The following is an 18,061-nucleotide window of genomic DNA, read 5'->3' as shown; positions in this document are numbered from 1 at the left end:
CGCCGACCGACCGGCGGCCACAGCGAGGAGCCGAGGATGCGCGAGACCCGCAGGACCCGGCCGTGAGCACCGCGGTCGTCGTCGGCAGCGGACCCAACGGGCTCGCTGCCGCTGTCCATCTCGCCCGCAACGGCGTCGCCGTCCAGGTGCTCGAGGCCGCCGACACGATCGGCGGCGGCACCCGTTCCGGGGAAGCGACCGTGCCCGGGCTGATCCACGACGAGTGTGCCGCCTTCCACCCGCTCGGTGCGGGCTCGCCGTTCCTTCGGACGCTCGGCCTTGACCGGTACGGCCTCACCTGGCGGTGGCCCGAGGTCGACTGCGCCCATCCCCTCGACGACGGGGACGCGGGTCTGCTGTACCGGTCGGTGGCGGAGACGGCGGCCGGGCTCGGCGTCGACGGCCCGCGGTGGCGACGCCTCGTCGAGGATCTGGCAGGCAACGTCGACGATCTGGCCGCGGACCTGATGCGGCCGATCGTCCGGATCCCGCGGCACCCGCTCAAGGTGGCCGCTTTCGGCGCGCGGGCCCTGCTCCCGGCCACGGTGACGGCGCGGTGGCTGCGCACCGACAGGGCCCGCGCCCTGTACGGCGGGGTGGCCGCGCACGCCTACCACCGGCTGGACCGTCCGGCCACCGCCGCGGTCGGGCTGATGATCGCCGCGGCGGGCCACCGCCACGGCTGGCCGGTCGCCGAGGGCGGATCCCGCGCCATCGCCGACGCCCTCGCCGCGATGCTGACCGAGCACGGCGGGACGATCAGCACCGGTGTCCGCGTCCGCAGCGCCAGGGACATCCCACCCGCGGATGTGGTCCTGCTCGACCTGACGCCCGCGGCGGCACTCGCGGTGCTCGGCGATCGGATACCGGTGCGCGTCGCCCGGGCGTACCGCCGGTTCCGGCACGGGGCGGCGGCGTTCAAGGTCGACTTCGCCGTCGACGGCCCGATTCCGTGGACCGCCCCGGAATGCGGCCGGGCCGGGACGGTCCACCTGGGCGGGAGTTTCGACGAGGTGGCCGCGGCCGAGCGCGAGGTCGCCGCGGGCCGGATGCCGCAGCGGCCGTTCGTCCTGCTCGGGCAGCAGTACGTCGCCGATCCCACCCGCTCTCACGGGAACCTCAACCCGGTGTATGTGTACGCCCATGTACCGCACGGCTATTCGGGCGATGCCACCGAAGCGGTGCTCGCGCAGATCGAACGGTTCGCGCCCGGGTTCCGCGATCGGGTCGTCGCCACCACTACGTCCGGTCCGGCCCGCCTGGCCGCGTCGAACCCGAACAATGTCGGCGGCGACATCGTGGGCGGCGCCAACGCGGGCACCCAGGTGCTCTTCCGTCCGCGCATCGCGTTGGACCCGTACAGCGTCGGAATCCCGGGCACGTACCTGTGCTCCGCGTCGACGCCACCCGGGGCCGGCGCGCACGGCATGTGTGGCCACAACGCCGCCGAGGCGGCGCTGCGCCACCTGCGCGGGAAGGGCGCGGCTACCCGACCGGCACCGTGACCAGTCCCAGCTCCGCGTCGCCCGCCAGCAGATCGTGGTGCGGCAGCACCCGCACGGTGTAACCGACGGCCCCCGACAACGGCAGCGCCGTGTCGACGACGTACACCTGTCCCAGTTCGTCGGAGCCGTCGTGTGTCATCGGCACCGTCACCACGTCGGTGAGGTCCTCGTCCGGACCGACCCTGCCGAGGACCGCCTGCACGCTCACCTCGCCGGGTTCGAGCCCGCCGAGCTGGACGTAGGCGCGCAGCGCCAGGTCGGCCCCGATGACCGGGGTGTCGGGCAGGCCGGAGCTGTCGACCTGCACCACCTGCACCGCGGGCCATGCCGCCTCCACCCGGTCGCGGTAGCGGGCCAGCTGCCGTGCGCCGGCGTACCCGTCCGCCACCACGGTCCGCGCGGCGCGCGCCGCCGGCGCGTACAGCTCGACGGTGTAGTCGCGAACCATCCTGGACGCCAGCACCTTCGGGCCCAGCGACTGCAGGGTGTGCCGCACCATCTCCACCCACCGCGCCGGCACACCGTCCGCGCCGCGGTCGTAGAACTTCGGCAGCACCGACTGCTCGAGCAGCTCGTACATCGCGTTCGCCTCGAGGTCATCACGACGCGTCTCGTCGAGCACCCCGTCCGCGGTCGGGATGGCCCAGCCGTTCTCCCCGTCGAACATCTCGTCCCACCAGCCGTCCCGGATGGACAGGTTCAGCCCGCCGTTGAGCGCCGACTTCATCCCGGACGTGCCGCACGCCTCCAGGGGCCGCAGCGGGTTGTTCAGCCACACGTCGCACCCCCAGTACAGGAACCGGGCCATCGACATGTCGTAGTCGGGCAGGAAGACGATGCGGTGCCGCACGTCGTGCTGGTCGGCGAACCGCACCACCTGCTGGATCAGCGCCTTGCCGCCGTCGTCGGCGGGATGGCTCTTGCCCGCGACCACCAGCTGCACGGGACGCTTCTCGTCGAGCAGCAGCGCACGCAGTCGCTCCGGGTCCCGCAGCATCAGCGTCAACCGCTTGTACGTCGGCACCCGCCGCGCGAACCCGACCGTCAGGACGTTCGGATCGAATACCTCTGCGGTCCAGCCCAGTTCGGCCTCCGTCGCACCGCGTTCGATCCAGGACGCGCGGACCCGGCGACGCACCTCGTCGACCAGCTGGCCGCGCAGCGCGGATCGGGTCGCCCACAGCTCGGCCGCCGGGACGTCGCTCAGCCGCTCCCAGCCGCGTGCCTCCTCCACCAGCTCCGGTCCGGCCGCGCGCCGGGCCAGGTCCATCCATTCGCGGGCCGCCCAGGTCGGCGCGTGCACCCCGTTGGTCACCGATCCGATTGGCACCTCGTCGGCGTCGAATCCGGGCCACAACCCGTTGAACATGTCGCGGCTGACGATGCCGTGGAGTTTCGAGACACCGTTCGCGCGCTGCCCGAGGCGCAGACCCATGTGCGCCATGTTGAACACCGACGGGTCCGCCTCCCGGCCGAGGTCGAGAATGCGGTCCACCGTCAGCCCGGGCAACAGCGCGGACTCGCCACCTCCCCCGCCCCCGAAGTAGTTCCGCACCAGATCCGCCGGGAACCGGTCGATGCCCGCGGGCACGGGCGTGTGCGTGGTGAACACCGTCGCCGCCCGCACCGCGGCGAGCGCAGCGTCGAAGTCCAGTCCCGCACCGGTGATCAGTTCCCGGATCCGCTCCACCCCGAGGAATCCCGCGTGCCCCTCGTTCATGTGGAACACCTCGGGGTCGGCGAGACCCTCGGCGTTCGTGTAGGCGCGCACCGCCCGCACCCCGCCGATGCCGGCGAGGATCTCCTGCTTGATCCGGTGGTCCTGGTCGCCGCCGTACAGCCGGTCGGTCACCCCGCGGAGCTCGGGATCGTTCTCGGCGATGTCGGAGTCCAGCAGCAGCAGCGGCACCCGGCCGACCTGCGCCACCCACACCCGGGCCCGCAACACCCGGCCCCCTGGCATGGCGACGTGCAGCAGCACCGGAGCACCGGATCCGGGCTCGGTCAGCAACCTCAGCGGCAGGCCCTGCGGGTCCAGCGACGGGTAGTGCTCGGCCTGCCAGCCGTCCGCGGTCAGCGACTGCCGGAAGTAACCGGAGCGGTACAGCAGACCGACACCGATCAGCGGCACCCCGAGGTCGGAGGCGGCCTTGAGGTGATCGCCGGCCAGGATGCCGAGGCCACCGGAGTAGTTCGGCAGCACCTCCGTGACGCCGAATTCCATGGAGAAGTAGGCGATCCCGCTGGCCAGATCCCGATCCTTGGCCTGCTGGTTCTGGTACCAGCGCGGCCGGTCGAGGTACTCGTCCAGATCGGTCTCGAGCCGGTCGAGCTCCGCGACGAACGAGGCGTCACCGGCGAGTTCGTCGAGCCGGGACGGGGCCACCTCGCCGAGCATCCGGACCGGGTCGTGACGCACCCGCGTCCACAGTTCGGGGTCGATCCGGGCGAACAGATCCTGGGTCGGCGGGTGCCAGGACCAGCGCAGGTTCGTCGACAGCGGCCCGAGCGCGGACAGCCGATCGGGGAGGTGGGCACGGACGGTGAACCGACGCAAGGCTTTCACCTGGCGAAGACTACCGATCGCGGTGCCATTGGTCCTGTCGTGCGTGGAGCTTCGTCACGCGCGCACACCCGGTCGCTACCCGTAAGGTTTCAACCATGACCGGGCGGATAGGCATCGACGACGTCGTCCCAGCCATCGAGGGAGGCCGACACCCGGCGAAGGCCGTGGTGGGTGAGACGTTCCCGGTGACGGCGTCGGTGTGGCGGGAGGGGCACGACGCGGTCGCCGCCACGCTCGCGGTGCGCGGTCCGGGATTCACCCGCAGCATCCGGATCCCGATGCTGCCGGGCCCGCTGCCGGACACCTTCGCCGCCGTGTTCACCCCCACCTGCCCGGGCACCTGGACCTATCGGGTGGAGGGGTGGAGCGACCCGATCACCACGTGGCGGTCCGCGATCGAGGCCAAGCTCGCGGTCGGGCAGGGCCCCACCGAACTCGCCAACGACCTGGAGATCGGCGCCCGGCTGTTCGAGCGCGCGTCCCGGACCGTCCCGCGCGGGGACCGGGCCCGCTGCCTCGCAGTCGCGACCGCACTGCGCGGTACCCAGCCGCTGCCCCAACGGGTGGCGCCCGCGTTCGCGCCCGCGATCACCGAGCTGCTGCGCGCGCACCCGCTGCGCGATCTGCTGACCCGCAGTCGCGCCCTGCAGGTGTGGGTGGACCGCACCCGAGCCCTGTTCGGGTCGTGGTACGAGTTCTTCCCCCGCTCGACCGGCGGCTGGGACGCCGAGGGCCGTCCCCGTCACGGCACCTTCGCGACCGCCGCGAACGATCTGCCGCGGATCGCGGGCATGGGATTCGACGTCGTGTACCTGCCGCCGATCCACCCGATCGGCCGGGTGAACCGCAAGGGCCCCAACAACTCGCTGACGCCGGGACCGGACGATGTCGGGTCACCGTGGGCGATCGGCGCGGCGGAGGGCGGCCACGACGCCATCCACCCGGAGCTGGGCACGATGAAGGACTTCCGGGCCTTCGTCACCCGGGCCACCCGGCTCGGGCTCGAGGTCGCGCTCGACCTCGCCCTGCAGTGCGCACCCGACCACCCCTGGGCGGCAGCGCATCCCGAGTGGTTCACCGTGCTTCCCGACGGCACGATCGCATACGCGGAGAACCCGCCGAAGAAGTACCAGGACATCTACCCGGTCAACTTCGACGACGACCGTGACGGCATCTACACCGAGGTGCTGCGGGTGGTCCGGTTCTGGATCGCGGCCGGCGTCAGGATCTTCCGGGTCGACAACCCGCACACCAAGCCACCGGACTTCTGGGAGTGGCTGATCGCGGAGGTCAAGACCACCGACCCGGACGTGCTGTTCCTGTCCGAGGCGTTCACCCGCCCCGCCCGCCTGTACGGCCTCGCCAAGCGCGGATTCTCGCAGTCGTACACCTATTTCACGTGGCGGGTGCACAAGCAGGAGCTGATCGAGTTCGGCACCGAGATCGCGGCGAAGGCGGACGAGGCGCGACCGAACCTGTTCGTCAACACCCCCGACATCCTGCACGAGAGCCTGCAGGTCGGCGGGCCCGGCATGTTCGCGTTGCGGGCGGCGCTGGCCGCGACCCTCGCCCCGACATGGGGCGTCTACTCGGGATACGAACTCTACGAGCACGTCCCGGTGCACCCGGGCAGCGAGGAGTACCTCGATTCGGAGAAGTACCAGCTGCGGCCCAGAGACTTCGACGGCGCCCGCGCCCGCGGCGAGTCGCTCGAGCCCTGGCTGACGACGCTCAACCGGATCCGGCGCACCCACCCGGCACTCCAGCAGTTGCGCAACATCACCTTCCACCACGTCGACAACGACTCGCTGATCGCGTACTCGAAGTTCGACCCGGTCACCGGGGACGCGGTGCTGACGGTGGTCAACCTGAATCCGTACGGCCCCGAGCAGGGCACGATCTGGCTGGACATGCCCGCTCTCGGCCGGGACTGGCACGACCGCATCGCCGTGCTCGACGAGGTCTCCGGCGACCAGTACGACTGGGGCCAGACCAATTTCGTCCGGCTCGAACCGTGGCGGGCGGTCGCGCACATCCTCGCGCTGCCCCCGGTCCCCTATCCGGCGCGGCTGCACCTGGCCCACCGCCCGCCGGTGTCGTGAGCATCCCGGCCCCGCGCCCGGGCGCGGCACCCCACCCCGACGACCTCGCCCGCCTGGCCGGCGGAACGCATCACAACCCGCATGCCGTGCTCGGTGCGCACGCACACCGCGGCGGCACGGTGATCCGGGCACTGCGCCCGCACGCCGTCGCCGTCGCGGCCCGGGTCGGCGGCGTCGACCATCCCCTCGTCGACCTGGGCGACGGGGTGTTCGGGGCGCTGATCCCGGTCGAGGACCTGGTCGACTACCGCCTGGTGGTCGAGTACCCGGGCGGTCACACCGTCGTCGTGGCCGACGGCTACCGCTTCCTCCCCACACTGGGCGACCTGGACCTGCACCTGTTGCGCGAGGGAAGGCACGAGCGGCTGTGGGAGATCCTCGGCGCGCACCCCCGCAACTACACCACCCCGGACGGCGAGGTCACCGGCACGTCGTTCGCGGTGTGGGCACCGAATGCCCTCGGCGTCTCCGTGATGGGCGATTTCGACGGGTGGGGCGGCAGGCAGGCGCCGATGCGGGCGCTCGGATCGACGGGCGTGTGGGAACTGTTCGTTCCCGGCGTCGGCCCCGGCGACCTGTACAAGTTCCGTGTGCACTGCCGCGACGGGTCGGTGCGCGACAAGGCCGACCCGATGGCGTTCGCCACCGAGGTGCCCCCGGCCACCGCGTCCCGGATCACCCGGTCGACCCACGTCTGGACCGACGCCGAGTGGATCGCGGCCCGCGCGGAACGCGAACCCAACCAGGAACCGATGAGCGTGTACGAGGTGCACCTCGGGTCCTGGCGGCCGGGTCTGGACTATCGCGAACTGGCGCAGCAACTCTCGGAGTACGTGACCGAGGCAGGTTTCACCCATGTCGAGTTGCTGCCTGTCGCCGAGCACCCCTACGGCGGGTCGTGGGGATACCAGGTCACCTCCTACTACGCCCCGACCGCCCGGTTCGGCTCCCCCGACGACTTCCGGGCCTTCGTCGACCACCTGCACCGCTCCGGCATCGGCGTCCTCGTCGACTGGGTGCCCGCCCATTTCCCGAAGGACGAGTGGGCGCTGGCCCGGTTCGACGGCGAACCGCTGTACGAGCACGCCGACCCTCAGCGCGGCGAGCAGTTGGACTGGGGCACCTACGTTTTCGACTTCGGCCGAGCGGAGGTCCGCAACTTCCTCGTCGCCAACGCGCTGTACTGGATCGACCAGTTCCACGTCGACGGTCTGCGCGTGGACGCGGTCGCGTCGATGCTCTACCTCGACTACTCGCGCCCACCCGGCGGCTGGACCCCCAACGTCCACGGCGGTCGCGAGAACCTCGAGGCGGTGGCGTTCCTGCAGGAGATGAACGCCACCGTGCACAAGCACCATCCGGGGGTGGTGACGATCGCCGAGGAGTCCACCGCCTGGCCGGGCGTCACCCGCACCACCAGCGTCGGCGGCCTCGGGTTCTCGATGAAGTGGAACATGGGGTGGATGCACGACACCCTCGGCTACCTCGGCCGGGACCCCGTGCACCGCAGCTTCCACCATCACGAGGTCACCTTCTCGCTGATGTACGCGTGGAGCGAGCACTACCTGCTGCCGATCAGCCACGACGAGGTCGTGCACGGCAAGGGCACGCTGTGGACGAGGATGCCCGGCGACGACCACGACAAGGCCGCCGGACTGCGGGCGCTGCTCGCGTACATGTGGGCTCACCCGGGCAAGCAGCTGCTGTTCATGGGACAGGAATTCGGGCAGCGCACGGAGTGGTCGGAGGAGCGCGGTCTGGACTGGCAGCAGCTCGACGACCCGCGCACCGGCCCGCTCCAGCGTGGCGTGCAAGCTCTGGTCCGCGACCTCAACACCGTGTACCGGGGAAGCCCGGCCCTGTGGACGCTGGACACCTCGCCGGGCGGCTATTCGTGGATCGACGCCAACGACACCGAGAACAACGTCCTGAGCTTCCTGCGGTACGGGACCGACGGTTCGATCGTGGCGTGCCTGTTCAACTTCGCGGGCTCTCCGCACGAGCACTACAGGGTGGGTCTGCCCGAGCCCGGCCGCTGGCGCGAGATCCTCAACACGGACGCCGAGATCTACCACGGCTCCGGACTGGGTAACTTCGGGGAGGTGACCGCCACCAGCGCCCCCTGGCACGGCCGGCCCGCGTCCGCCGAGGTGACGCTGCCGGGCGGCAGCGCCATCTGGCTGCGCCGGGAACTCCCGTGAGGTGGGTTCCGTTCGCGGTCGCCGCGGTCGCCGTCCTGGTCGCCGGGTGCGGGCAGGCCGTCGACGGCCGTGCCGTGTCGATCTACGACAATCCGTTCACCGTGGCGGGGCTGCCCGCCACCGACGGCGCCAGCGGACCGCGACCGGACGCCCCCCGGCCCACGCTGTCCGTGCGCGGCGCCGACGGTTCCGCCGCCGACCTGCTGGCCGGCTCCGCCGTCGACGACCTCACCGCCTTCTGGAGTGCCGAGTACCCGCGTGTGTTCGCCGGCGACTTCCGGCCGGTCACCGATCTGATGTCGTGGGACCCCGACGTCGACGCGGCCCGGTCGGGGACGTTCTGCGGCGACAGCACGCACGGGGTGGTCAATGCCGGGTACTGCACCCGCGACGGATCCATCGGCTGGGATCGCACCACCCTGCTGCCCGCGCTGATGGACACCTTCGGGCCGATGGCGGTCGTGATGGTGATCGCCCACGAGTACGGGCACGCGGTCCAGCACGACTCGGGCCTCGCCGGCGACGACGACCCCACCCTCGTGCTCGAACAGCAGGCCGACTGTTTCGCGGGCGCCTACATGCGCCACGTCGCGGCCGACGAGTCGACGCAGTTCACGCTCAACACCTCGGACGGCCTGAACTCGGTGATGGCGGCGATGGTGGCGGTCCGCGACACCGACCCGAACGATCCGACTGCGGTGCACGGCACGGCGTTCGAGCGGGTGACGGCATTCCAGATCGGATTCACCGACGGCGCCCGCGCCTGCACCGCGATCGACGAGGCCGAGGTCGAGGGCCGCCGCGCCCAGCTCCCGCATCAGTTCACCACCTCCGAGGACACCGGCGAGACTCCGGTGACCGAACGGACCGTCGGGCTGACCGTCGACTCGCTTCAGGCCGTGTTCGAGCTGCCCGAGCAGCCACGGGTGGTGTTCACCGGCGCCGACACCGGGTGCCCGGACGCCACCCCCACCTCCCCGGTGTCGTACTGCCCCGCCACCCGCACGATCGGGGTGTCGATGCCGGAACTCGTCGAGCGCGGCACGCCGCAGGGCGGGCGGCCCGACGACCTGGTGACGGACATCCGCGGCGACTTCGCCGCCTACGTCCTCGTCGCCTCCCGGTTCACCCTCGCCGTCCAGCAGAATGCGGGTGACTCGCTCACCGACCCGAAGACCGCCCTGCGTGCGGCCTGCCTGTCCGGTGCGTGGACGGCGGCGACCGCCGTCGGCGCCGGCGGACTCACCCTCTCACCCGGCGACCTGGACGAGGCGGTGTCCGGGCTGCTCACCGACGGGCTGATGGCGAGCGACGTCAACGGCGTCACCATTCCCAGCGGATTCGCCCGCGTCGACGCCTTCCGCTCCGGGGTCCTCGGCGGCCGTGACGCGTGCGCGAACCGGTACGGCTAGCACCCGTGAGTGATTCTCACCCCCGGTCGGGGTGCGGATCACTCACGGGTACGCAGCGCTAGTAGAGAGCGGACGCCAGCTTGCGGCGGGCGGCGACGACGGTCGGGTCGGCCGGGTCGAACAGTTCGAAGAGTTCGAGCAGCCGGGTCCGCACCGCGGTCTTGTCGTCACCGACGAACCGCTTGACGGCGTCGATCAGCACCGTGAACGCGTCGTCGGGCTGCTGGGTGTAGAGCAGTGCGTCGGCCGCGTCGAGCTGGGCTGCCACGTTCGACGGCTCCGCGGCCGCGACCGCGACGGCGTCCGGCGCAACGTTCTGCACCCGCGCCAGGAACCGCACCTGACGCTGCGCAGCGAGGGCTTGCTTGTTGCCCGGCTCCGCATCGAGGATCGCCTGGTAGGCGGCGTCCGCACCGTCCAGGTCACCGTCTGCGAGCGCGTCCTCGGCCGCGACGAAACGGGGATCCTCCGGCTCCGGCTCGGCGCCCGGGTCCGCCGGCGGACCCGACAGCTTGCCCGCGGTGGCGGCCAGGACCTGCCCGAGCCACCCGCGCACCTCGTCGAGAGGCTGCACGCCCTGGAAGTCGGCGAGCGGCTGGCCGGCGGCGACGGCGACGACCGTCGGGATGCCCTGGACCCCGAACGCCTGCGCGATCCGCATGTTCGCGTCGACGTCGACCTTGGCCAGCACCCAGGTTCCGTTCCCCTCTTCCGCGAGCGTCTCCAGTTCATCGGAGAACGCGACGCTGGCCTCACTGCGTGCGGACCACAGCGACACCAGCACGACGACCTGCATGGAGCGTTCGAGGACCTCCGCCTCGAAGGTGGCCTCGGTGACGTCGACAATCGGGGCCAGCCCTGTCGCGGGGCCGCCGCCGGCGGGGGCCGTCGCGGCCGGTCCTGCAGGCGGTCGGGGGCGATCCGCCAGGCCGGACAGATCCACTGCCCCGGACATGGCCGCGGCCATCGCGGCGGACGGACGTGCGGGCTGACGAGAACCGGGTCGAGTCACGCTGACCAGTTTGTCACAAACACGACCGCGCCCCCGGACCGCGAACGGTTCGGGGGCGCCGATGGGGGTCGATCAGACTGCGTCGAGTTCTCGCGCCGGCACAGCCGTCGTCACGGGGGCGGACAGCTCTCCGAGCTTCCCGGTGCGGGCGGCCCACCACTCGAACAGCACCGTGAAGAACGGCGGGATGCTCGAGACCAGCGCCAGACCGGTGGTCACGAGGTTCCACTTCAGCGCGCGGGCGGTGAGCAGCGAGACGATGACGAACAGGACGAACACGGCACCGTGGAACGGGCCGAAGATCTTCACGCCGATCTCGTTGCCGTTCTCGGGCAGGTACTTGAACGCCATGCCGACGAGCAGGCCGGCCCAGGTGAACGCCTCGAGGATCGCGACGAATCGGAACCGCTTGGCCGGGGTGCTGAGGTCGAAGATGTTCGCCATGACCGCCATTGTGCCGGGCGCCTACGACGATCTGTCGTTGGTGTGGGAGACGTCACGGCCCCGACGCGATGCGTCGGGGCCGTGAGAGGAGTAGTGCGTCGACCGGTCAGGCCTTGGGAACGCGCACGATCAGGGCGTCGCCCTGTCCGCCGCCGCCGCACAGTGCGGCCGCGCCGACACCGCCGCCGCGGCGGGCCAGTTCGAGCGCCAGGTGCAGGGCAATACGCGCACCGGACATGCCGAGCGGGTGGCCGAGCGCGATCGCGCCGCCGTTGACGTTGACCCTGTCTGCGTCGATGCCCAGTTCGCGGGCCGAGACGATACCGACCGCGGCGAACGCCTCGTTGATCTCGACCAGGTCCAGATCCTTCGGGTCGATGCCCTCCCGCTCGCACGCCTTGGCGATCGCGTTCGCGGGCTGCGACTGCAGCGTCGAGTCCGGTCCGGCGACCACACCGTGCGCACCGATCTCCGCGATCCAGTCCAGGCCGAGCTGCTGCGCCTTGGCCTTGCTCATCACGACGACCGCCGCGGCGCCGTCCGAGATCTGCGAGGCCGAACCGGCCGTCACGGTGCCGTCCTTGGAGAACGCCGGGCGCAGCTTGCCGAGCGACTCGGCGGTCGTGTCGGCGCGGATCCCCTCGTCGGACGCGAACACGATCGGGTCGCCCTTGCGCTGCGGGATGGTCACCGGCACGACCTCGCCGTCGAACAGGCCGTCCTTCCAGGCGCGGGCCGCGCGCTGGTGCGAGGCTGCGGCGAACGCATCCTGCTCCTCACGCGAGACGAACTTCTCCCCGGCGTTCGCCGACTCGGTGAGGTTGCCCATCGCCTGGTCGGTGAAGATGTCGTGCAGGCCGTCGTACGCCATGTGGTCGCGCAGGGTCACGTCGCCATACTTGAAGCCCTGCCGGGACTTCTCGAGCATGTGCGGCGCCTGGCTCATCGACTCCTGGCCGCCGGCGACGACGATGTCGAACTCGCCGGCGCGGATCAGCTGGTCGGCCATCGCGATGGCGTTGATGCCGGACAGACACACCTTGTTGATCGTCAGCGCGGGCACGCTCATCGGGATGCCGGCGGCGACGGCGGCCTGGCGGGCGGGGATCTGACCGGCGCCGGCGGTGAGGACCTGGCCCATGATCACGTACTCGACCTGCTCGGGGGCGACCCCGGCCTTGTCGAGCGCGCCCTTGATCGCGACGCCACCGAGATCGGAACCCGAGAAGTCCTTCAACGAACCCTGCAGACGCCCCATCGGTGTACGGGCTCCGGCCACGATGACAGAACTGGTCACGACTTCCTCCAACGATCCACACGAGCATCGGGGCGACCGCAGTCACATCCGACAGAGAACTACCAAGACGGTAACGCTAACGTCGTGGGTATGACACACTCCGCCCCCGCCGGCTCACCGCTGGCCTCCGAACTGGTGACCGCCATCGATCATGTCGGCATCGCCGTCCCCGACCTCGACGTCGCCATCGCCTGGTACGGCGAGCACCTCGGTCTCGTGTCCACGCACGAGGAGGTGAACGAGGAGCAGGGCGTCCGCGAGGCGATGCTGTCCGTTCCCGGCAGCCCGGCCGGCGCCCCCGCGATCCAGCTGCTGGCTCCGCTGAACGAGAACTCCACCATCGCGAAGTTCATCGACCGCAACGGCCCCGGTATCCAGCAGATGGCCTACCGGGTCACCGATCTCGACGCGATCTCCGAGCGGCTGCGCGCCGGTGGCGTCCGCCTGCTGTACGACGCCCCGAAGCGCGGCACCGCCGATTCCCGCATCAACTTCATGCACCCGAAGGACGCAGGCGGCGTGCTGGTCGAGCTCGTCGAGCCGGCCGCGAACCCCGCGCACTGATCTCTCCGACTGAAGGGCACTTTCGTTCGGTCCAACCGGACGAGGGTGCCCTTCAGCCGTTGCGGGAGGGGCCCACTGCACGGTGTCCCACGTCACAAGGCACCTGCCCCGGCCCCCACTTCCGCGACCAGCGGTAAATTGGTGCGCATGGCCTACGACCACGACCGCGGCATGCCGTTCACCATCGTCCGCAAAGGATACGACAAGGACGAGGTCCGGCGTTATTTCGACCGTTTCGACACCGAGCTGCGCGTCACCGCCACCGACCGTGACGCCGCCGCCGCGCAGGCCCGCGACCTCGCCCACCAGCTCGAGGACGCCCGTGACGAGATCGATTCGCTCCGTAAGGACGTCGACCGCCTGTCCGTTCCGCCGACCACCGCGGAGGGCATGAGCGAGCGCATCTCCCGGATGCTGCGACTGGCGTCCGACGAGGCCTCCGAGGTCCGCGCGAAGGCCCAGGCCGACGCCGCCGAGATGGTCTCGATCGCCGAACAGGACGCCACCGCGCTCCGCGGCAAGTACGAGGCCAAGCTCGCCGAACTGGCCGACCGCCGCTCCGCGATGGACACCGAGCACGAGCAGACCATGGCCCGCGCGCGCACCGAGGCCGCCCGCACCGTCGAGGCCGCCCAGTCGGAGGCCGCCCGTCTGGAGGCCGAGTCCGACGCCAAGCGCACCCGCATCCAGCAGGACTTCGAGATCACGATGAGCGAGCGGCGCACCAAGGTCGTCGCGGCTGTCGAGGAGCTGGAGTCCTCCAGCAAGGCCGAGGCCGAGCGACGGCTCGCGGACGCGACCAGCGAAGCCCGCCGGCGGCTGCAGACCGCCACCGAACAGGCCGAGAAGCGCATCGCGCACGCGAAGGAGCTCGCCGAGGAGCTCCGGGTCCTGCGGGGCCGGATCCTCGCGCAGCTACTGGGTATTCGCGGTCAGCTCGATTCGGTTCCCGCGATGCTGGCCTCCGTCAACCGGGAGGGCGAACTCCTCGACGGAACCACCGACTCGTCGGCCGCGAAGGTCGTCGACGACCGGGACCTCGACGAGGAATCCGACGCCGAGGCCACGAACGATCAGGCGAAGCCGAAGCCGCAGAACGACGGTGCGGCGTCCGCCGAGTCCACCGCGGCAGCCAAGGGAAAGGCCGCTCCGAAGCAGGTCACGACCAACGCCGGGTGATCCCCCGCGATCCGCGTCCGTTCCAGCAGCCGGTGTGCCAGTGCCGGCGGTCCTCGGCCCCGCCGAGTCCATCCGCCGGCCACGCCACCAGATGCGCGACGCCCGGCCGGATCTCGTGGTCGCAGCCCGGGCAACGATAGGTCTTCAGCGCCCGCGCGCCGGGTACCTGCCGAACCAGATAGCGCTCGTCGTCGTACTGGGAAGGACCGGACTCGACGCGCGGTCCGTTCAAGCCCACGGGCGACGGGCCGCCGGTGGGCTTGCGGTTGTTGTTGCGTCGAGGCATGACGTAAGCCTAGCCAGTCCCCACCGGCCGATCAGAACAGGCGGAACTCGGTGCTCTCGATACCGCGCAGCGCCTCGTAATCGAGAACGAGACAACGGATTCCGCGGTCCTCGGCGAGGGTACGGGCCTGCGGCTTGATCTGCTGGGCGGCGAACACTCCGGCGACGGGGGCGAGCAGCGGATCGCGGTTGAGAAGTTCGAGGTAGCGGGTCAACTGCTCGACGCCGTCGATCTCCCCGCGCCGCTTGATCTCGACGGCAACGGAGGCGCCGTTCTCGTCCCGGCAGAGCAGGTCCACGGGTCCGATCGCGGTCATGTACTCGCGCCGCACGAGGCTGTAGCCGGCGCCGAGGGTTTCGACGTGCTCGGCCAGCAGTTCCTGCAGGTGCGCCTCCACCCCGTCCTTCACCAGGCCGGGGTCGATTCCCAGTTCGTGCGACGAATCGTGTTCGACCTCGTCGATCGTGATGCGGAGTTCCTCGCCGGCCTTGTTCGTGACGACCCACAACTGCTTGCCGTCGTCACCACCGTCCTCGACCAGCCAGCACGGCGGGCTCATCCAGTTGAGCGGCTTGTACGCCCGGTCGTCCGCATGAATGCTCACCGAACCGTCCGACTTCACCAGCAGCAGCCGGCGAGCCTTCGGAAGGTGGGAGGTGAGACGTCCGACGTAGTCGACCTGGCAGCTGGCAATGACGAGACGCACGGCCACCACACTAGAACACGACGCCGCCAACTCCCGCATGCTCGCCGCACAAGGTTTCACACTCCCCCAGGTACGCGCCGCTAGTGTGAGGCACACCATGCGACCATTCCGCCGTTCCGCCTCGCCGCTCGGGTCGCCGATCCTCGGGACGGTCGACGAGAGCCCCCGCGTCCGGCGGGTTCGCGTCCAGATCCTGATCACCTCGTCACTGATGCTGGCCAACCTCATCGGTGCCTTGTTGGTGGGCACACTGTTCCTCGTCGTCATTCCCGGACCGGAGCTCTTCACCCGGCAGTTCATGGTCATCACCGCCGTGCTCGGGCCGATCTACATCGGTCTGTCGCTGCTGATCGGATCCCTGTGGGGCACGCTGATGGGGATCCGCGACCTGCGTTGGGCCGTCGAGGGACGCACACCCACGCGCCGCGAGGCGACGGCGGCCCTGTCGACGCCGTGGCGACTGACCGTCATCCAGATCGTGCTCTGGTCGGGCGGACTGGCCCTGTTCACCACCGCGTACGGGCTGATCGATCCGGCCACGATCCCCAAGGTGTCCCTGACGATCGCGATGGGAGGCATCACCGTCTGCGCCTTCTGTTACCTGCTGTCCGAGTTCTCACTGCGCCCCGCCGCGGCCCGGGCGCTCGAGGCAGGCGACCCGCGCCGGTTCCGGATTGCCGGCGTCACCGGCCGCGGTCTGCTCGCGTGGGCGCTCGGCACCGGCGTCCCGGTCATCGGGCTGATGCTGGTCGCGGTGTTCAGCCTCGTTCGGGGCGACGACAACGCCAGGCAGGTGAACGTGTCGATCCTCGCGATCGGCGGCGTGACCCTGGTCTGTGGTTTCGCCCTGACGCTTCTCGGACTGTCCGCGACGGTCGCCCCGATCCGGGCGGTACGCGGCGCGATGTCCCGGATCGAGCGAGGCGACCTCGACGCCTCGGTGGTCGTGTACGACGGCACCGAGCTCGGCGAGTTGCAGAGCGGATTCAACCGGATGGCCGAAGGCCTCCGGGAGCGTGAACGCATTCAGGAGCTGTTCGGCAGGCACGTCGGCCGCGAGGTCGCGGATGCGGCGATCGCCCGCAACCCGGAGTTGGGTGGCGAGGAACGGCAGATCGCGGTGTTCTTCATCGATCTCGTCGGGTCGACGACGATCGCGGCCACTCGCCCGCCGAGGGAGGTCGTCGAGCTCCTGAATCGGTTCTTCGCGGTCGTCGTCGACGAAGTGGACGCGCACGGCGGCCTGATCAACAAGTTCGAGGGTGACGCCGCGCTCGCGATCTTCGGTGCGCCGGCCGAACTCGACGACCCGGAGGGCAGCGCCCTCGCCGCGGCCCGTCGCATTCGCGACCGACTGCGCGAGGAGGTACCCGACTGCAGTGCCGCGATCGGGGTCGCCTCCGGCATCGCGGTCGCGGGAAACATCGGTGCCCGTAACCGATTCGAGTACACGGTGATCGGCGATCCGGTCAACGAGGCGGCTCGCCTGTGCGAGCTCGCGAAATCGGTCCCCGGTGCGCTGGTGGCGTCGGAGCAGACCATCACCGCCGCCGATGCTCACGTCGCCCGGGGATGGACGCTCGGCGAGTCCGTCACGCTCCGCGGCCGCACCGCCCCGACCCGCCTGGCGACTCCGGTCCCCTGACAGCCCCGTACCGCCGAGCGATCAACCCTGTCGAAAAGGAATGTGCACAACCCTTTTCCCTCTTCCACACAGGCGTTCGGCGTACAACTGCCGTGTGGACGTGGGAACGCCTGTGTGCGCACTCCACCTGATGTGCACGAGTCTCGCGGGCGCGCGGGTCGCCGAACTGTCGCGCGACACTTGGGATGTTCAACCAACCATCGCTGAGCGCTCCGCGCGATTTCTGCGGATCAGATAGGCCGCAGCAATCAACGCGACAACCCCGGGGCCACTGTGTACGAGGAGCACCCCGATCAGGCTCGGCCCTCCCCAGTCGTCACGGTAACTGGCCGGGTCGGCGTAGTCGACGATGAAGAACTCGGCGACTCCGCGGGTGACCGCGTACACGGCCACGATGCCGACAATGCCGTAGCCCAGCGGCTTGAGTATCCGCGGCCGCAGGGTTCGGCTGAATGAGGCGACGATCAGCAGTGCGAGCAGGGCAACCATCACACCGAACACGACAATGCCGACGGCGTGGGAAGGTTCGGCAGCGGCGGTCTCGAACGTCATGTTCCCAGCTCACCACTCCCGGGCCTCGAACACATCGGGGAAACCCCGGGTTGATCGTGTGATCACCTCTCAGGGAAACCCCGGATCGACCGCGTGGTCGGCAGTCGGCGAGGGCCTCTCCCGCTCTCTTCCGACGTCCGGTCAGGTCAGTTGACCAGCCCGCGCACACGCCCTGTCGTCGGTGCGCACGACCGTTGCGCGTGCATTCGGTGTGTGCACGCGGCATCGGGTGTGTGCACCGGGGTTTTGGCGCCGAGCGGCCAACTGTCGTGTGCACACCGGAATCGCGGCACGGTCTCCCGCCGGGCCGAGCACACAGGAGTTCGCCGGTCCACACAGGAGTCCGCCGGTCCACACAGGGGTTGGACGTGTAGCGGGTATGTGGACGCCGCATCGGGTATGTGCACGGGGGTTTTGGCGGCGGGCGGCCAACTGTTGTGTGCACACGCCCTGTCGTCGGTGCACACAGCCTTTATGCGTGCATTCCGTGTGTGCACGCTGCCGCACCGAGTACCCGCCACCGGCATAGCGGCACGGCCGCCCCGCCGGGACGAGCACACAGGCGTTCGCCGGTCCACACAGGGGTTGGA

Annotated in this window: 14 protein-coding genes; 7 read left to right on the top strand and 7 right to left on the bottom strand. The window is 70.4% G+C overall.

Annotation, left to right across the window (positions count from 1 at the left end; all coding sequences use genetic code 11):
- The first annotated feature begins 62 nt into the window (after window positions 1-62).
- Window positions 63-1,505 (top strand): phytoene desaturase family protein, encoded by a 1,443-nt coding sequence (locus tag ACWDU4_RS26715; RefSeq protein WP_450116975.1) that lies wholly within the window; start codon window positions 63-65, stop codon window positions 1,503-1,505.
- On the opposite strand, the gene glgP is transcribed toward ACWDU4_RS26715, so the two are convergent.
- On the bottom strand, window positions 1,486-4,071 hold the full coding sequence (glgP, locus tag ACWDU4_RS26710) for an alpha-glucan family phosphorylase (protein ID WP_450116974.1): 2,586 nt from the start codon (window positions 4,069-4,071) through the stop codon (window positions 1,486-1,488). The two genes, ACWDU4_RS26715 and glgP, sit on opposite strands and share 20 nt — an antisense overlap.
- Window positions 4,072-4,166: 95 nt before the next feature.
- Here glgP and ACWDU4_RS26705 point away from each other — a divergent pair, with 95 nt between their 5' ends.
- Genes ACWDU4_RS26705 through ACWDU4_RS26695 form a run of 3 tightly spaced genes read left to right on the top strand, consistent with a single transcriptional unit; the run spans window position 4,167 to window position 9,786 of the window.
- Window positions 4,167-6,173 carry a maltotransferase domain-containing protein gene (locus ACWDU4_RS26705; RefSeq protein ID WP_450116973.1) on the top strand — a complete coding sequence of 669 codons (2,007 nt, stop codon included), beginning with the start codon at window positions 4,167-4,169 and terminating at the stop codon, window positions 6,171-6,173.
- 2 nt (window positions 6,174-6,175) lie between these two features.
- Window positions 6,176-8,374, top strand: coding sequence for a 1,4-alpha-glucan branching protein GlgB (gene glgB, locus ACWDU4_RS26700; RefSeq protein WP_450116986.1), 2,199 nt, complete (start codon window positions 6,176-6,178; stop codon window positions 8,372-8,374).
- The gene (locus ACWDU4_RS26695; protein ID WP_450116972.1) at window positions 8,371-9,786 is read left to right on the top strand and encodes a neutral zinc metallopeptidase; all 1,416 of its coding nucleotides are present in this window, start codon (window positions 8,371-8,373) and stop codon (window positions 9,784-9,786) included. Before glgB ends, ACWDU4_RS26695 begins: the two co-directional genes overlap by 4 nt.
- A 58-nt stretch (window positions 9,787-9,844) precedes the next feature.
- On the opposite strand, the gene ACWDU4_RS26690 is transcribed toward ACWDU4_RS26695, so the two are convergent.
- The 3 genes from ACWDU4_RS26690 to ACWDU4_RS26680 form a co-directional block, all read right to left on the bottom strand.
- The gene (locus ACWDU4_RS26690; RefSeq protein WP_450116985.1) at window positions 9,845-10,741 is read right to left on the bottom strand and encodes a tetratricopeptide repeat protein; all 897 of its coding nucleotides are present in this window, start codon (window positions 10,739-10,741) and stop codon (window positions 9,845-9,847) included.
- A 129-nt stretch (window positions 10,742-10,870) separates the two neighbouring features.
- Window positions 10,871-11,251 carry a DUF3817 domain-containing protein gene (locus ACWDU4_RS26685; RefSeq protein WP_450116971.1) on the bottom strand — a complete coding sequence of 127 codons (381 nt, stop codon included), beginning with the start codon at window positions 11,249-11,251 and terminating at the stop codon, window positions 10,871-10,873.
- A 97-nt stretch (window positions 11,252-11,348) separates the two neighbouring features.
- Window positions 11,349-12,539 carry an acetyl-CoA C-acetyltransferase gene (locus tag ACWDU4_RS26680; protein ID WP_450116970.1) on the bottom strand — a complete coding sequence of 397 codons (1,191 nt, stop codon included), beginning with the start codon at window positions 12,537-12,539 and terminating at the stop codon, window positions 11,349-11,351.
- A 90-nt stretch (window positions 12,540-12,629) separates the two neighbouring features.
- Between ACWDU4_RS26680 and mce the strand changes: the two genes are divergently transcribed.
- Together mce and ACWDU4_RS26670 are read left to right on the top strand one after the other, a co-directional pair.
- Window positions 12,630-13,103, top strand: coding sequence for a methylmalonyl-CoA epimerase (gene mce, locus ACWDU4_RS26675; RefSeq protein ID WP_450116969.1), 474 nt, complete (start codon window positions 12,630-12,632; stop codon window positions 13,101-13,103).
- Window positions 13,104-13,250: 147 nt separating this feature from the next.
- Window positions 13,251-14,282: a hypothetical protein gene (locus ACWDU4_RS26670; protein ID WP_450116968.1), complete on the top strand. Its 1,032-nt coding sequence runs from the start codon at window positions 13,251-13,253 to the stop codon at window positions 14,280-14,282.
- On the opposite strand, the gene ACWDU4_RS26665 is transcribed toward ACWDU4_RS26670, so the two are convergent.
- Window positions 14,263-14,568, bottom strand: a complete 306-nt coding sequence (locus ACWDU4_RS26665; RefSeq protein WP_450116967.1) for an ATP/GTP-binding protein — start codon at window positions 14,566-14,568, stop codon at window positions 14,263-14,265. The two genes, ACWDU4_RS26670 and ACWDU4_RS26665, sit on opposite strands and share 20 nt — an antisense overlap.
- Window positions 14,569-14,599: 31 nt before the next feature.
- Entirely contained in the window at window positions 14,600-15,274 is a 675-nt protein-coding gene (nucS, locus tag ACWDU4_RS26660) for an endonuclease NucS (RefSeq protein ID WP_450116966.1), read from the bottom strand.
- 97 nt (window positions 15,275-15,371) lie between these two features.
- On the opposite strand from nucS, the gene ACWDU4_RS26655 reads away from it, so the two are divergent.
- On the top strand, window positions 15,372-16,919 hold the full coding sequence (locus ACWDU4_RS26655) for an adenylate/guanylate cyclase domain-containing protein (protein WP_450116965.1): 1,548 nt from the start codon (window positions 15,372-15,374) through the stop codon (window positions 16,917-16,919).
- A 189-nt stretch (window positions 16,920-17,108) separates the two neighbouring features.
- Here ACWDU4_RS26655 and ACWDU4_RS26650 read toward each other — a convergent pair whose 3' ends face one another.
- A complete protein-coding gene (locus ACWDU4_RS26650; RefSeq protein WP_450116964.1) occupies window positions 17,109-17,471 on the bottom strand; it encodes a hypothetical protein in 363 nt (120 codons plus the stop codon).
- Between the last annotated feature and the right edge of the window lie 590 nt (window positions 17,472-18,061).

It is taken from the genome of Rhodococcus sp. NPDC003348, assembly GCF_053589375.1.
This window is presented reverse-complemented; position numbering and strand designations above follow the sequence as displayed.

Coding starts and splice junctions, on each gene's coding strand:
- ACWDU4_RS26705 (WP_450116973.1), top strand. CDS start 4,167: ATGACCGGGCGGATAGGCATCGACGACGTCGTCCCAGCCATCGAGGGA.
- ACWDU4_RS26690 (WP_450116985.1), bottom strand. CDS start 10,741: ATGTCCGGGGCAGTGGATCTGTCCGGCCTGGCGGATCGCCCCCGACCG.
- ACWDU4_RS26685 (WP_450116971.1), bottom strand. CDS start 11,251: ATGGCGGTCATGGCGAACATCTTCGACCTCAGCACCCCGGCCAAGCGG.
- mce (WP_450116969.1), top strand. CDS start 12,630: ATGACACACTCCGCCCCCGCCGGCTCACCGCTGGCCTCCGAACTGGTG.
- ACWDU4_RS26670 (WP_450116968.1), top strand. CDS start 13,251: ATGGCCTACGACCACGACCGCGGCATGCCGTTCACCATCGTCCGCAAA.
- ACWDU4_RS26665 (WP_450116967.1), bottom strand. CDS start 14,568: ATGCCTCGACGCAACAACAACCGCAAGCCCACCGGCGGCCCGTCGCCC.
- ACWDU4_RS26655 (WP_450116965.1), top strand. CDS start 15,372: ATGCGACCATTCCGCCGTTCCGCCTCGCCGCTCGGGTCGCCGATCCTC.
- ACWDU4_RS26650 (WP_450116964.1), bottom strand. CDS start 17,471: ATGACGTTCGAGACCGCCGCTGCCGAACCTTCCCACGCCGTCGGCATT.